We start from the raw sequence: 14,777 nt of genomic DNA on the forward strand, positions 1-14,777 counted from the left end.
GCCGGTTCCACGCGGGCGTCTCCCCGACGCCCGCGACCGGCACCGGTCAGCTCTTGTTGCTCGGCTCCTTGGGCCGGGACACGGGACCGCGGCGCACCGAGCCCGGCGCGTTCCAGTCGGCCCGCCTGCGGGCCCGCATCTTGGCGGCCTCGGAGGACTCCAGCTGGTAGGGGACGGAGGTCACCATGACGCCGGGGGTGAAAAGGAGGCGGCCCTTGAGCCGCAGCGCGCTCTGGTTGTGCAGCAGGTGCTCGTACCAGTGGCCCACCACGTACTCGGGGATGTACACGCTGACCGCATCGCGCGGGCTGTCCCGGCGCAGGCCCTTGACGTACTCGATGACCGGCCGGGTCACCTCGCGGTACGGCGAGTCGATGATCTTCAACGGTACGTCGATGCCGCGCCGCTCCCACTCGTCCTTGAGCGCCTTCGTCTCGGCCGCATCCACACTGACGCTGAGCGCCTCCAGCTGATTGGAGTGCAGCAGCTTGGCGTAGGCGAGGGCGCGCAGCGTCGGCTTGTGGAGCTTGGAGACCAGGACGACGGAGTGCACGCGCGAGGGGCGTACGTACTCGTCGGGGCGCTCCTCGGCGGCGGCGATCTCCTCCGCGACCTTGTCGTAGTGCTTGCGGATCGCGGTCATCGTTCCGTAGAAGATCACCATGCCGAGCAGCGCGACCCAGGCGCCGTGGGTGAACTTCGTCGCGAGGACCACGACGAGCACCAGGCCGGTGAAGAACGCGCCGAACGCGTTGATCGCGCGCGAGCGGATCATGCGGCGGCGCTTGGCGGGGTCGTTCTCGGTGGCCAGGTGGCGGTTCCAGTGGCGGACCATGCCGGTCTGGCTGAGCGTGAAGGACACGAAGACGCCGACGATGTACAGCTGGATCAGCCGGGTCGAGTCCGCCCCGTAGATCACGACGAGCAGGACGGCCGCGCCGGCGAGCAGCACGATGCCGTTGGAGAACGCGAGGCGGTCGCCGCGGGTGTGCAGCTGGCGGGGCAGGTAGCGGTCCTGGGCGAGGATCGAGCCGAGCAGCGGGAAGCCGTTGTACGCGGTGTTCGCGGCGAGGAACAGAACCAGGGCGGTGGCCGCGGCGAGCACGATGAACAGGAAGCTGCCGTTGCCGAAGACGGCCTCGGCCACCTGGGAGATCACCGGGTTCTGGACGTATCCGGAGCCGAGCGGGGTGCCGTTGTGGAGCAGGTCCTCGCCGGGCTTCTCGGCCATCCGTACGTGGGTGCTCATGGCCAGCGCGATGATGCCGCAGAACATAGTGACGGCCAGGCCGCCCATCAGGGCCAGCGTGCTCGCGGCGTTCTTCGACTTGGGCTTGCGGAAGGCGGGGACGCCGTTGCTGATGGCCTCGACGCCGGTGAGCGCGGCGCAGCCGGAGGAGAAGGCGCGCAGCAGCAGGAAGACGAGGGCGAAGCCGGCCAGGCCCTGGTGCTCGGCGCGGACCGTGTAGTCGGCGGTGGGCGCCTTCATGGTGTCGCCCATGACCAGGCCCCGGTAGGCGCCCCAGGCGATCATGATGAAGACGCCGGCGACGAAGACGTACGTCGGGATCGCGAAGAGCTTGCCCGACTCCTTGACGCCGCGCAGGTTCATCAGCGTGAGCAGCACGATCACGGCGACGGCGCACAGCACCTTGTGCTCGACGACGAAGGGGATCGCGGAGCCGAGGTTCTCGATGCCGGAGGCGATCGAGACGGCCACGGTCAGCACGTAGTCGACGAGCAGGGCGGAGGCGACGGTGAGTCCGGCCTTGGGACCGAGGTTGGTGGTGGCGACCTCGTAGTCGCCGCCGCCGCTCGGGTAGGCGTGCACGTTCTGCCGGTAGGAGGCGACCACGGTGAACATCAGCACCACGACCGCGACCGCGATCCAGGGGCTGAAGTGGTACGCCGACACACCCGCCACGGAGAGCACCAGGAGCACTTCTCCGGGAGCGTACGCAACGGACGAGAGCGGGTCGGAGGCAAAGACGGGGAGTGCGATGCGCTTGGGGAGGAGCGTTTCTCCCAGCTTGTCGCTTCGCAGCGCCCGGCCGATCAGGATCCGTTTGGGCACGTCGGTCAGTTTGGACACGCAGAGGATCGTAAGCGCTCTGTCTCAATAAGGCCCACCCGGCTCCCGTCGACGGGTTTGCGTGCTGGGGGCACTGAGTGAGTGCATCCCCGGGCGGGCCGCATAAGCTCATCAGGCGGCAACGTGGATTTCTGTTGCCACGCTGTTGCCCGGCTAGCCGAGAAGGAAGTAGTGAGCAGGGTGTTTGCGCAGGTCATCGGGGCGACCAGGAGTGCGGGGTAAGGGGACGTGCACATCGTCATCATGGGCTGCGGGCGAGTGGGAGCCGCTCTCGCGCAGACCCTGGAACAGCAGGGGCACACGGTCGCGGTGATCGACCAGGACCCCACGGCCTTCCGTCGGCTGGGTTCGGGCTTCGGCGGGCGCCGGGTCACCGGCGTCGGCTTCGACCAGGACACCCTGCGCGAGGCGGGCATCGAGGAGGCCGGGGCGTTCGCCGCGGTCTCCAGCGGCGACAACTCCAACATCATCGCGGCCCGGGTGGCGCGCGAGATGTTCGGCATCGAGAACGTGGCGGCGCGGATCTACGACCCGCGCCGTGCCGAGGTCTACCAGCGGCTCGGCATCCCGACGGTGGCCACGGTCAGCTGGACCGCCGACCAGATGCTGCGGCGGCTGCTGCCGTCCGGCGCCGAGCCGCTGTGGCGCGACCCGAGCGGTGGCGTGCAGCTGGCCGAGGTGCACACCTCGACGGCCTGGATCGGCCACAAGATCAGCAAACTGCAGGAGGAGACCGGCGTCCGTGTCGCGTTCCTCACCCGGCTGGGCGAAGCGGTGCTTCCGACGTCCCGGACGGTGCTGCAGGAGGGCGACCTGGTGCACGTCATGATGCGTACCGACGAGGTCGAAAAGGTCGAGGCGGCGTTCGCCCAGGGTCCCGAGGAGGGCGGTCACTGATGCGGGTTGCGATTGCCGGGGCCGGCGCGGTGGGCCGTTCCATCGCGGGCGAGCTCCTGGAGAACGGGCACGAGGTGCTCCTCGTCGACAAGGCGCCCACCGCCATCTCGGTGGAGCGGGTGCCGCTCGCGGAGTGGCTGCTCGCGGACGCCTGCGAGATCACCTCGCTCGACGAGGCGGCGCTGCAGCGCTGCAACGTGGTCATCGCGGCCACCGGTGACGACAAGGTGAACCTGGTCGTCTCGCTGCTCGCGAAGACCGAGTACGGGGTGCCGCGGGTGGTGGCCCGGGTCAACAACCCGAAGAACGAGTGGCTGTTCAACGAGTCGTGGGGCGTGGACGTCGCCGTCTCGACGCCGCGTCTGATGTCGGCGCTGGTCGAGGAGGCGGTGAGCGTCGGCGACCTCGTACGGCTGCTGCGCTTCAGCCACGGCGACGCCAACCTGGTCGAGCTGACGCTGCCGCCGGAGTCGGCGCTGGCGGGCACGCAGGTCGGGGACGTGGCCTGGCCGGAGGACACCTCGCTGGTCACGATCATCCGGGGCACGCGGGTGCTCACGCCGAGCCAGGAGGAGACCCTGGAGGCGGGCGACGAGCTGCTTTTCGTGGCCGCCCAGGCCCGCGAGGAGCAGTTGGAGGACCTGCTCTCGGTCCGCCGGGAAGACTGATCCCTCCTCACGAAACAGCCGAAGGGCCCGCAACCGTGACGGTTGCGGGCCCTTCGTTCGCGCTGGGACCTACGCCTCGCCCGTGGCGGCCTTGCGGGCCTTCTCGGCCGCTTCCTCCGCCTCCATCTCGGCGAAGACGTCGATGGGCGCCGGGGCCTTCGCGAGGAAGACCCAGGTGAGCCAGACCGCGAGCAGGAACGGCGGGATCTTCAGGGCGATCAGTATCCAGCCGAGCTGCGAGGTGTTGGCCCACCAGTACAGCGGGAAGAGGATCGCGCACTTGGCGAGCAGGATGAGCCCCCAGGCCCAACTCGCCTTCGCGTACGCCTTCTTGCGGCCCGGGTTGCGGGTGCGCCAGGACAGGTTCTCCTTGAAGACCGGGCCGAGGATCAGCCCGATCAGCGGCACCCCGCACACGGTGGTGACGATGTACGCCAGCGCCAGGCCGAGCGTGTAGAGCATGCCCGGCAGGTAGAAGTCCTTGGCGTTGCCCGTCATCATCGCGAAGACCACGCCGAAGGCCACGCCGAAGACGCCGCTGAAGGCGTGCTTCATGGTGTCCTTGCGGACCAGGCGGACCACGACGAGCAGCAGCGACACCGCGAGCGCGGCGATCGCCGAGGTGTGCAGGTCCTTGTTGACCGTGAAGATCGTGACGAAGAGCAGTCCCGGCAGGACCGTCTCCACCATGCCGCGCACCCCGCCGAACGCCTCGAAGAGCGCGGCCTCGGTCACGGCTTTCGCGTCGTCGGCGGGCTTGGTGGGCGTGGGGGCGGTGGTCGGCTTGTCGACTGACGTCACCGGCTACTCCTGTCCGAGCGGTCGGAGTTCGTATTTGGGGTTGAACAGGACCCGTCGGCCGTGGCTCATGGAGATCCGGCCCGAAGCGATGAGCTTGCGGCCCGGCTCGATGCCCACGATCGAGCGCCGTCCCAGCCACACCACGTCCAGTGGGGCGGTGCCGTCGAAGAGCTCGGCCTCCAGCGCCGGCACACCCGCCCGCGGGCGCAGGGTGACGGTCCGCAAGGTACCAGTCACTTTGACTATCTGGCGGTCACTGCACTCGGAGATGCGGGTGCACCCCGTGGCCTGCGTGTCCTCCTGCAGTTCCGCGGAGTGCAGGTCCTCCTGCGAGGTGGACAGCCGGTCGAGCATCCGGCGGAAGCGCCCCGCGGGCTTCTCGGTACGAAGGTCAGCACTCATACAGAAAGCGTACCCGGGAGCCCCGCCACCGGATCAAAGCATGTGGTCAGCACGGATATGGCCGCGCTGCAGCACCGGGGCCACCGGGTTCGGCAGGGGCGCGCGGGGTCAGCGTTCGAAGCGGTAGCCCATGCCCGGCTCGGTGATGAAGTGGCGCGGGTGCGAGGGGTCGAGCTCCAGCTTGCGGCGCAGCTGGGCCATGTAGACCCGGAGGTAGTTCGTCTCGGTGCCGTACGAGGGCCCCCAGACCTCCTGGAGCAGCTGCTTCTGGCTGACCAGGCGGCCGGTGTTGCGCACCAGGACTTCGAGCAGGTGCCATTCGGTGGGCGTGAGGCGTACGTCGCGGCCGTCCCGGTTGACCTTCTTGGCGGCCAGGTCGACGGTGAAGCCCTCGGTCTCCACCATCACCACGTCGTCGGCGCCGTCCGCGCCGCCGACGGGCTCGGCGCGGCGGACGGCGGCGCGCAGCCGGGCGAGCAGCTCGTCCATGCCGAACGGCTTGGTGACGTAGTCGTCGGCGCCCGCGTCAAGGGCCTCGACCTTCTCGTCGGAGGTGTGGCGGGCGGAAAGCACCAGGATCGGGACCCGGGTCCAGCCGCGCAGGCCCCGGATGACCTCGACGCCGTCCATGTCGGGCAGGCCGAGGTCGAGCACGACCACGTCGGGGTGGCGGGCGGCGGCGAGCTGGAGGGCGGTCGCGCCGTCGGGGGCCGCGTCCACCTCGTACTTCCGTGCCTTGAGGTTGATCACGAGCGCGCGCACGATCTGCGGCTCGTCCTCGACCACGAGCACCCGGGTCATCTGGGATACCTGCCTTCTGCGTGTGCCGGCTGAGCGGTTCGTTTCATGAGGTGACCTGGGCGGAGAGGTCGGCGGGGGCGCGGTCCGGGCCGGGGGCGGCGCGGACGGTGAGCACCATGGTGAGGCCTCCGCCGGGGGTGTCCTCGGCGGCGAGGGTGCCGCCCATGGCTTCGGCGAAGCCCCGGGCGACGGCGAGGCCGAGGCCCACTCCGGCGCCGCGCGGGGCGTCGCCGTAGCGCTGGAAGGGCGCGAAGATGCGGTCCTTGGCGGCGTCGGGGACGCCGGGGCCGCGGTCGGTGACCCGTATCTCGACGCGCTCGGCCATGCCGCTGGCGGCGACGGTGACGGGGCTGTCGAGCGGGCTGTACTTGACGGCGTTCTCGACGATGTTCGCGACGGCCCGCTCCAGGAGGCCCGGGTCGACCTCGACCATGGGCAGGGTTTCGGGGATGTCGAGGACGACGCTGTCCTCGGGGACGCCGCCGAGCGCCATCGGCACGACCTCGTCGAGGTCTATCTCGCGGATGAGCGGGGTGACGGTGCCGGTCTGGAGCCGGGACATGTCGAGGAGGTTGCCGACGAGGTGGTCGAGCCGGTCGGCGCCGGCCTCGATGCCTTCTAGGAGCTCGGCGCGGTCCTCCTCGGACCATTCGACGTCGTCGGAGCGCAGGGACGTCACTGCTGCCTTGATGGAGGCGAGCGGGGTGCGCAGGTCGTGGCTGACGGCGGCGAGCAGCGCGGTGCGGATGCGGTTGCCCTCGGCGAGCTTGCGGGCCTCCTCGGCCTCACCCACCAGGCGCTGGCGGTCGAGGACCACGGCGGCCTGGGCGGCGAACGCGCCGAGCACGCGGCGGTCCTCGGCGGGCAGCACCCGTCCGGACAGGGCGAGCGCCATGTGGTCGCCGACCGGCATGTCGACGTCGGCGTCCTCGGGGCGGGCGACCGGGTGCGGCCCGACGCTGCCCGCGCGCGTCCAGGGCTCGACGTCGCTCTCGCGCTCCAGGAGGGCGACCGACTCCATGGCGAAGGTCTCGCGGACCCGCTCCAACAGGGCGTCCAGGCTGGTCTCGCCGCGCAGGACGCTGCCCGCGAGGAACGAGAGGATCTCGGACTCGGCGCGCAGCCGGGCGGCCTGGTGGGTGCGGCGGGCCGCGACGTCGACGACCGAGGCAACCGACACGGCCACCAGGACGAAGATGACGATGGCGACGATGTTCTTGGGATCGGCGATCGTGATCTTGTGGATGGGCGGGGTGAAGTAGTAGTTCAGGAGGAACGAGCCGAACGCGGCCGAGGCGAGCGCCGGGATCAGGCCGCCGAGCAGGGCCGCGGCCACCGTCAGCGTCAGGAACATCAGCATGTCGTTGGCGAGCCCGAGGTCCGCGTCGACATTGGTGAGAAGCACGGTCAGCAGGGCGGGGCCGATCACTCCGGCCGCCCAGCCCCACACGATGCGGGCCCGCCCGAGCCGGGCCCCGCGTGCCACGGGCAGACCCCGGCCCTTGGCGACCTCTTCGTGGGTGACGATGTGGACGTCGAGGTCGGGCCCGGAGTCGCGGGCCACGGTCTGCCCGACGCCGGGGCCGAGGATGTACTGCCAGGCCTTGCGGCGGCTGGAGCCGAGGACGATCTGGGTGGCGTTGACGCCGCGCGCGAAGGCGAGCAGCGAGGCCGGGATGTCGTCGCCTATGACGTGGTGGAAGCTGCCGCCGAGGTCCTCGACGAGGGTGCGCTGGACGGCGAGTTCCTTGGGCGAGGCGGAGGTGAGGCCGTCGCTCCTGGCCACGTACACCGCGAGGATCTCGCTGCCGGAGCCCTTGGCGGCCATCCGGGCGGCGCGGCGGATGAGGGTGCGGCCCTCGGGTCCGCCGGTGAGGCCGACGACGATGCGCTCGCGGGCCTGCCAGGTGGACTTGATGTCGTGCTCGCCGCGGTACTGCTGGAGGTATTCGTCGACCCGGTCGGCGACCCACAGCAGCGCGAGTTCGCGCAGTGCGGTGAGGTTGCCGGGCCGGAAGTAGTTGGACAGGGCCGCGTCGACCTTGTCGGACTTGTAGATGTTGCCGTGCGCCATGCGGCGGCGCAGCGCCTGGGGCGACATGTCGACGAGCTCGATCTGGTCGGCCCGGCGCACCACCTCGTCGGGCACGGTCTCGCGCTGGCGTACGCCGGTGATCGACTCGACCACGTCGCCGAGGGATTCCAGGTGCTGGATGTTGACGGTGGACACGACGTCGATCCCGGCCGCGAGCAGCTCTTCGACGTCCTGCCAGCGCTTGGTGTTGCGGGCGCCGGGCACATTGGTGTGCGCCAGTTCGTCCACCAGGGCGACGGCGGGGCTGCGCTCCAGGACGGCGTCGACGTCCATCTCGGTGAAGACGCTGCCGCGGTACTCGATCTCGCGCCGCTGGATCTGCTCCAGGCCGTGCAGCATCACCTCGGTGCGCGGCCGGCCGTGGTGCTCCACGAACGCGACGACGCAGTCCGTGCCGCGCTCCACCCGGCGGTGGGCCTCGGAGAGCATCGCGTACGTCTTGCCGACGCCCGGTGCCGCGCCGAGGTAGATCCGAAGCTTGCCGCGTGCCATGGCCCCATTGTCTTTCAGAATTCAGCTGCGTACGCTGCGTCGACCTTACGGCCAACAATTCCGGCAAATGGGGTGGGGGTGGGGCGGGGGCCGCGTATTGACGCGATTCTGATGCCCCGCCCGCGTGATCACGCGCTGTTCAGCCGAGGGCCGTGGTCGACGAGCTGCCCGTCGCCCAGTTCCAGGACGCGGTCGGCGAGGCCGAGGAGCTGGCTGTCGTGGGTGGCGACCAGGGCCGTGACACCCTCGCTGCGCACCACGGCGCGAATGAGCTCCATCACCGCGAGGCCGGTGTCGGCGTCGAGCTGGCCGGTGGGCTCGTCCGCGATCAGCAGGGCCGGCCGGTTGGCGAGCGCGCGGGCGATGGCGACGCGTTGCTGCTGGCCGCCGGAGAGCTCGCCGGGGCGCTGCTTCGCGTGGTCGCCGAGGCCGACGAGGGAGAGCAGTAGGGCGACGCGTTCCTCGCGCTCGCGCGGGTCGGCCTTCTTGAGCCGCATCGGGACGCCCACGTTCTCGGCGGCGCTGAGGATGGGGATGAGGCCGAAGGACTGGAAGATGAAGCCGATCCGGTCGCGGCGCAGCTCCAGGAGGCCCTGCTCCCCCAGGCCCACGACGTCGGTGCCGTCCACGGTGATGGCGCCTTCGTCGGGCTGGTCGAGCCCGCCGAGGAGGTTGAGCAGGGTGGTCTTGCCGGAGCCCGAGCGCCCCTTGAGGGCGACGAGCTCACCGCGCGGCACCTCGAAGGAGATCCCGCGCAGCGCGTGCACGGCGGCGGCGCCGCTCCCGTACGAGCGGTGCAGGTTGTCGACCCGGACCATCGGCCCGGTCGGCCTGTCCCCGGCGACGGCCGTCCCGCCGCCCTGCCCGCTGGTGCTCTGCGTCATGCCGGTCTCCCCCGTACGTGCGTGTGCGCGGCCGGGCGCCAGTATGTGCAGGTTGCACGCGGCCGGGCAACGGATCGCGGGGGATCTGCCCGGATTGCCCGCGCGAACGGGGGTCTCGCGGGCAACGGGGCGGCGGCCGGGGCCGGCCGGTCCCTCAAGTGCCGCCCGCGGACGCCGCGTTGGCGCTCGGGGTGCCGGTCCCGGACATGCCGATGGGCCGCGCCCCTGTCCGGGAGCGCGGCCCATCGGGCACGTGGCCGGTGGTGGTCAGCGGATCTCGGTGATCTCGGGGCCGCGCTGGAGCTGGCCCATGCCGCCGGAGAAGCGCGAGCCCTCCTGGTCCTCCTGCTGCACGCCCTCGGGCACCATCTGCGCGTCGTCGGGCAGCTTCAGGACGATCGGGTCGCGGGGCGCCATCGGGCCCTCGCCGCGCACCACCACGGTGTCGCGGAAGATCGTCTCCAGGAGCCCGGCGGCCTGCGGCTGCACCGCGCCCTGGCCGGAGATGACACCGCGCAGGAACCAGCGCGGGCCGTCCACGCCCACGAAGCGGACCAGCTGGACACCGTTGGTGCCGTCGGGCAGCTGCACGGGGACCTGCGCGCGCAGCTCCCAGCCCAGCGGGCCCTCGACCTCGTCGATGATGCCGCCCTGCTGGGTGATGCCGGAGGCGATCTCCTCGCGGACCTCGCCCCAGATGCCTTCCTTCTTCGGTGCCGCGAAGCCCTGCAGCTGGACCGCGCTGTCGTTCAGCACGACCGTGGCCGCCACGATCGCGTCGCCCGCGACCTCGACCCGCAGCTCCATGCCCTCGACCCCGGGGACGAAGAGTCCGCCGAGGTCCACCCGGCCCTCGCCGGGCTCGGTGACCTCGGACAGGTCCCAGGGCCCATCCGGACGGGGCGCCGGCGGCAGGTTCACCCTGCGCGCCCCGCTCGCGTCACCAGCTGCGTCGGCGTCGATTCCGTCGGACGCAGTGCCCTCGACAGCCTGCTCGGCCTCGCCCGCCGAGTCCTCGGCGGTACCGCTCTTCTTGCGACGTCCGAACACGTCACTGTCCTTCCCGGTCGGATACGACCGAAGCGTATCGATTCCCACCCGTAGTGCCGCCACCGGCGGCCGAACCGTCCACGGCGGCATGACCGCCGGTGGACCCGAAGCCCCCCTCGGCCCGCGCCGAGCCGGGAAGCTCCGCCACCTCGTGGAAGCGCACCTTCTCGACCTGCTGGACGACCAGTTGGGCAATGCGGTCGAAACGCTCGAACCGAACGCTCTCGCGAGGGTCGAGGTTGACCACGATCACCTTGATCTCCCCACGGTACCCGGCATCCACCGTCCCCGGGGCATTCACCAGGGCGACACCGCAGCGGGCGGCAAGACCCGAACGAGGGTGCACGAAGGCCGCGTACCCGTCGGGCAGCGCGATGGAGACGCCGGTCGCCAGGACCGCCCGCTCGCCGGGAGCGAGCTCGGCCGCCTCGGTGGTCACCAGATCGGCTCCGGCGTCGCCCGGATGCCCGTACGCCGGGATCGGCACCTCCGGGTCGACACGGCGGATGAGGACGTCTACGGGTTCACGGGTCACGGGTTCACCTCGAAGGCGCGGGCGCGCCTGACCTGGTCGGGGTCGGACATCGCGGCCTGGATCTCGGCCGGACGTCCGTTGTCGATGAAGTGGTCCACCTTCACCTCGATGAAGAGGGCCTGGGCACGGACCGCCACGGGTCCCTCGGGGCCGCCGATGCGGCCGGTGGCCCGGGAGTAGATCTTGCGGCCGGCCACCGCGGTGACCTCGGCCTGGAGGTGCAGGACCGTGCCGACCGGCACCGGGCGGGCGAAGTCCGTCTCCAGGCGGCCGGTCACCGCGATCACCCGCAGCAGCCAGTTCAGCGAGCCGAGCGTCTCGTCGAGCGCGGTGGCGAGCACCCCGCCGTGGGCGAGGCCCGGGGCGCCCTGGTGGGCCTCGCGCACGGTGAACTCGGCGGTGACGGTCACGCCCTGGCCGGCCCGCGCGGCCAGGTGCAGTCCGTGGGGCTGTCCGTCGCCGCAGCCGAAGCAGTGCCCGTAGTGCGCACCGAGCAGCTCGCCGGGTGCGGGCGCCTCGGGGTGCCGCACCGGCGCTATGGCGTCGGCCGGGGGTGTCAGGGACGCAGATGTAGCAGTCACAGCCGCAGACCTTACCCGCGGTCAAGGCGCAGGTCGCGCCGTGCCAAGCTAGCTTTCATGCAGCCCAATGCCCCGCAGTACGCAGAACGCCTCACCGCGCCCAGGTCGTGGTGGTTCATCTCCGTCCTCGTCGGCGTCGCGTGCGCGCTGATGCTGCTGCCGCTGGGCACCCTGCCGATGCTGGCCGGCCTGGTGGGCGGCACGGCGGTGTCGTGGGTGGTGGTGAGTTCGTACGGCTCGGTGCGGATCCGGGTGCTCCCGGACACCCTGGTGGCGGGCGAGGCCCGGATCCCGGTGAAGGCGCTGGGCGAGCCCGAGGTCCTGGACGCCGAGGAGGCGCGGGCCTGGCGGCTGCACAAGGCCGATCCGCGCGCGTTCATGCTGCTGCGGGCCTACATCCCGACGGCGGTGAAGGTGGAGATCACGGATCCGGCGGACCCGACTCCGTACGCCTACCTCTCGACCCGGGATCCCGAGGCGCTGAAGGCGGCGCTGAACGCGGTCCGCACCGGCTGAGCCCGGCCCTTCAGCGGTCGAGTTCCCTCGGGTTCTTCCCCTGCGGCAGCGGGTTGTCCGGCTGTTCCAGGGCGGGCAGCTCGGGCAGCGCGTCCCAGGGCACTTGGCGCTCACGCAGGTCCTTGCGGATGTGCCCGGCGAGCTTCTTGGTGTCCCGGCGGTTCATCACGGCGCCGACGGCCGCACCGACCATGAACGGCGTCAGGTTCGGCAGATTGCGGACCATGCGCTTCATGATCTGCTGGCGCAGCTCGCGCTTCATCTGGCCGCCGAGCGCGAAATTGAGCGACGTCGGCTTGGTGACGTCGATGCCGCGCTCCTCGGTCCACGACGTCAGATAGGCCATGGAGCGCTCTTTGAGCGTGCCGGGCGGCCGCATTCCGTAGACCTCGTGCAGCTCGGCGATGAGCTTCAGCTCGATGGCGGCGACGCCGGTGATCTCCGCGGCCAGCTCGGCGGGCATCGCGGGCGGTACGGGCAGCATCGCGGCCGCGCCGATTCCCGCGCCGACCGTGGAGGTGCCGTTGGCAGCGCCGGCGATCAGTTTGTCGGCGATCTCCTCCGGGCCGAGACCCGGGAAATGGGCGCGCAGGGTCGCCAGGTCCCGCACGGGAATGCGGGGGGCGACTTCGATGACGCGGTCGGCAAGGTGGCCGAGCGAGGCCTTTACGCCCTCGCCGCCCTTGCGTACGCCCTTCTTGAGCGCCGGAACGCTCTTCCTCAGGGCGGGAACGCCCTTGTCGAGAGCGCCCTTGCGCAGGGCGTCCAGGCGTCGGGCCCCGGCCGCGGGCCCCGCCTTGTGTTCCGATTCCGGTGCCGTGACGGCTGCTTCGAGCGAGGCCTGGTGGCCCCGCTCGGCGTCACGTGCACCGTCGACAGCGCTGACCGCAGGGAGGCGGTCCGGCTCGGCGGGGTCTTCCACGCCTTCTGCCGGGCCTGTGCCGCCCTGTGGTGCCTCGGTGGAACCCGGGGCACCCTTCCTCCGGAACGGTCGCTTCCGGGGCGGTTTCGCGCCTGCCACAGCCGGCCTGCTCAGTCGCAGTCGCGACAGATCGGCTGGCCGTTCTTCTCCCGGGCCAGCTGGCTGCGGTGGTGCACGAGGAAGCAGCTCATGCAGGTGAACTCGTCGGCCTGCTTGGGCAGGACGCGAACGGCGAGCTCTTCGTTGGACAGGTCCGCGCCGGGCAGTTCCATGCCTTCGGCGGCCTCGTACTCGTCGACGTCGACAGTCGAGGTGGACTTGTCGTTGCGCCGGGCCTTCAGCTCTTCAAGGCTGTCGGAATCGACGTCGTCGTCGGTCTTGCGTGGGGTGTCGTAGTCCGTTGCCATGTCGCTCTCCCCCTCTGGGTGGTTGCGGTGTCTCAGCGCACGTAACGCGTGAGAGGCCGGACTTGTGCCCGACCTGAGGCGGAGATTTTGCCTCACATCAAGGTCTGTTACTCAATCGACACCCAACCGCACTCCTCAAGAGTGATCGTCTTGGATGGCGATCGGGACCGTACACGGTCCTAATGTCGCACTTCACCAGCGCCACCCCGTGTACTTCCCGTGATCTCACCCCCTGGAAACCCGGACTTTTCCCGGGATTCCAGCGGATTCAGTGATCACGGAGAGTAGGTGGCCGGAAGTTTGCCTTTGTGACTGATCACACACGGAACTCACAGGAACAGGTCCCGAAAATTCCGCGCAAAGCGAACGGTCAAAACAGCTTCGAGCAGCGTCTCAGACCGGCAGGGTGACACGCATCACGAGGCCGCCGCCTTCGCGGGGCTCCGCGATGATACGGCCTCCGTGAGCCCTCGCGACCGACCGGGCGATGGACAGGCCGAGGCCGACGCCCTTGTCACTGCCGGTGCGCTCGGTGCGCAGCCGCCGGAACGGCTCGAAGATGTTGTCGATCTCGTACGCCGGAACCACCGGCCCGGTGTTGGTCACGAGCAGCGTCGCGTGGCCGTCCTTGAGCTCGGTGACCACCTCGACCCAGCCGCCTGCGGTGATGTTGTACCGGACGGCGTTCTGCACCAGGTTGAGCGCGATGCGCTCCAGGAGGACGCCGTTGCCCTGGACTACCGCGAGGCCGCGCTCGCCGCGGACCTCCACGCCCTTGGCGTCGGCCTCGCTCCGGGCCTGGTCGATGGCGCGGGACGCCACCTCGGCGAGGTCGACCGGCTTGCGGTCGATGATCTCGTTGTCGCTGCGGGCCAGCAGCAGCAGGCCCTCGACGAGCTGCTCGCTGCGCTCGTTGGTGGCGAGCAGCGTCTTGCCGAGCTGCTGGAGCTCCACCGGGGCGCCGGGGTCGGAGAGGTGCACTTCGAGCAGCGTGCGGTTGATCGCGAGCGGGGTGCGCAGCTCGTGCGAGGCGTTCGCGACGAACCGCTGCTGCGCGGTGAAGGCCCGCTCCAGGCGGTCCAGCATCTCGTCGAAGGTGTCGGAGAGCTCCTTGAGCTCGTCGTCGGGGCCGTCCAGCTCGATCCGCCGGGTCAGGTCCGTGCCGGCCACCCTGCGGGCGGTCCGGGTGATCCGTCCGAGCGGCGACAGGACGCGGCCGGCCATCGCGTACCCGAAGGCGAAGGCGATGACGCTGAGGCCGACGAGGGCGAGCAGGGAGCGGCTCAGGAGGTTGTCGAGGGCGTGCTGGCGCTGCGCGGCCATACAGGCGCTGATGGCGTCGTTGAAGGCCCCGGGGGTACCCCGCTCCGGGAGTTGGCAGCTGCCGCTGGAGACCACGATGTTCTGGCCGTCCACGATCTTGAACGGGGTGCTGCCCGCGTGCAGGGCCTGGGCGGCGAGCAAGTAGATGATCGAGAGGAGCAGTATCCCGGCGATCATGAACATGCCGCCGTAGAGCAGCGTGAGGCGTATGCGGATGGTGGGCCTGAGCCACGGGAAAGGGGGCTCGGCGGACTTCGGGGCCCAGGTGGGCTTCGGGGGCGCCGTCGGCGGCGCGGGGGTCGCGGCCATCG

15 protein-coding genes are annotated in these 14,777 nt (G+C 70.6%); 3 read left to right on the plus strand and 12 right to left on the minus strand.

From position 1 onward, the window contains the following. Nucleotides 1-46: 46 nt before the first annotated feature. The gene (locus OHA17_RS10255; RefSeq protein ID WP_398879996.1) at nt 47-2,092 is read right to left on the minus strand and encodes an APC family permease; all 2,046 of its coding nucleotides are present in this window, start codon (nt 2,090-2,092) and stop codon (nt 47-49) included. A gap of 228 nt (nt 2,093-2,320) precedes the next feature. Between OHA17_RS10255 and OHA17_RS10260 the strand changes: the two genes are divergently transcribed. Next, nucleotides 2,321-2,989: a TrkA family potassium uptake protein gene (locus OHA17_RS10260; protein WP_053725470.1), complete on the plus strand. Its 669-nt coding sequence runs from the start codon at nt 2,321-2,323 to the stop codon at nt 2,987-2,989. After that, nucleotides 2,989-3,657 carry a TrkA family potassium uptake protein gene (locus tag OHA17_RS10265; RefSeq protein ID WP_114039927.1) on the plus strand — a complete coding sequence of 223 codons (669 nt, stop codon included), beginning with the start codon at nt 2,989-2,991 and terminating at the stop codon, nt 3,655-3,657. Before OHA17_RS10260 ends, OHA17_RS10265 begins: the two co-directional genes overlap by 1 nt. 69 nt (nt 3,658-3,726) lie before the next feature. Here OHA17_RS10265 and OHA17_RS10270 read toward each other — a convergent pair whose 3' ends face one another. The 8 genes from OHA17_RS10270 to OHA17_RS10305 form a co-directional block, all read right to left on the minus strand. Beyond that, entirely contained in the window at nt 3,727-4,458 is a 732-nt protein-coding gene (locus OHA17_RS10270; protein WP_406506029.1) for a DUF3159 domain-containing protein, read from the minus strand. A 3-nt stretch (nt 4,459-4,461) separates the two neighbouring features. Then, nucleotides 4,462-4,860, minus strand: coding sequence for an OB-fold nucleic acid binding domain-containing protein (locus OHA17_RS10275; protein WP_078966308.1), 399 nt, complete (start codon nt 4,858-4,860; stop codon nt 4,462-4,464). Between the two features lie 108 nt (nt 4,861-4,968). Then, complete coding sequence (locus OHA17_RS10280; protein WP_053725474.1) at nt 4,969-5,661, minus strand: response regulator; 693 nt, start codon at nt 5,659-5,661, stop codon at nt 4,969-4,971. 43 nt (nt 5,662-5,704) lie between these two features. Further along, a complete protein-coding gene (locus tag OHA17_RS10285; RefSeq protein WP_053725475.1) occupies nt 5,705-8,248 on the minus strand; it encodes a sensor histidine kinase KdpD in 2,544 nt (847 codons plus the stop codon). A gap of 128 nt (nt 8,249-8,376) precedes the next feature. Then, the gene (locus OHA17_RS10290; RefSeq protein WP_406506032.1) at nt 8,377-9,132 is read right to left on the minus strand and encodes an ABC transporter ATP-binding protein; all 756 of its coding nucleotides are present in this window, start codon (nt 9,130-9,132) and stop codon (nt 8,377-8,379) included. 267 nt (nt 9,133-9,399) lie between these two features. Next, nucleotides 9,400-10,182: a DUF3710 domain-containing protein gene (locus OHA17_RS10295; RefSeq protein WP_053725477.1), complete on the minus strand. Its 783-nt coding sequence runs from the start codon at nt 10,180-10,182 to the stop codon at nt 9,400-9,402. Between the two features lies 1 nt (nt 10,183). After that, nucleotides 10,184-10,717 carry a dUTP diphosphatase gene (gene dut / locus OHA17_RS10300; protein WP_053725478.1) on the minus strand — a complete coding sequence of 178 codons (534 nt, stop codon included), beginning with the start codon at nt 10,715-10,717 and terminating at the stop codon, nt 10,184-10,186. Beyond that, nucleotides 10,714-11,298 (minus strand): PaaI family thioesterase, encoded by a 585-nt coding sequence (locus OHA17_RS10305; RefSeq protein ID WP_406506035.1) that lies wholly within the window; start codon nt 11,296-11,298, stop codon nt 10,714-10,716. The genes dut and OHA17_RS10305 overlap by 4 nt, the downstream gene beginning before the upstream one ends. Before the next feature lie 57 nt (nt 11,299-11,355). On the opposite strand from OHA17_RS10305, the gene OHA17_RS10310 reads away from it, so the two are divergent. After that, on the plus strand, nt 11,356-11,814 hold the full coding sequence (locus tag OHA17_RS10310; RefSeq protein WP_053725480.1) for a DUF3093 domain-containing protein: 459 nt from the start codon (nt 11,356-11,358) through the stop codon (nt 11,812-11,814). Between the two features lie 10 nt (nt 11,815-11,824). Here OHA17_RS10310 and OHA17_RS10315 read toward each other — a convergent pair whose 3' ends face one another. The 3 genes from OHA17_RS10315 to OHA17_RS10325 all read right to left on the minus strand — a co-directional run bounded on the left by OHA17_RS10315 (nt 11,825) and on the right by OHA17_RS10325 (nt 14,775). Next, a complete protein-coding gene (locus OHA17_RS10315; protein WP_406506037.1) occupies nt 11,825-12,835 on the minus strand; it encodes a hypothetical protein in 1,011 nt (336 codons plus the stop codon). A gap of 11 nt (nt 12,836-12,846) precedes the next feature. Then, complete coding sequence (locus tag OHA17_RS10320) at nt 12,847-13,143, minus strand: DUF4193 domain-containing protein (RefSeq protein WP_053725482.1); 297 nt, start codon at nt 13,141-13,143, stop codon at nt 12,847-12,849. 393 nt (nt 13,144-13,536) lie between these two features. Beyond that, on the minus strand, nt 13,537-14,775 hold the full coding sequence (locus OHA17_RS10325; protein WP_406506040.1) for a sensor histidine kinase: 1,239 nt from the start codon (nt 14,773-14,775) through the stop codon (nt 13,537-13,539). Nucleotides 14,776-14,777 lie beyond the last annotated feature (2 nt).

The organism is Streptomyces sp. NBC_00212, from assembly GCF_045206365.1.
In the GTDB taxonomy this organism is placed as follows: Bacteria; Actinomycetota; Actinomycetes; order Streptomycetales; family Streptomycetaceae; genus Streptomyces.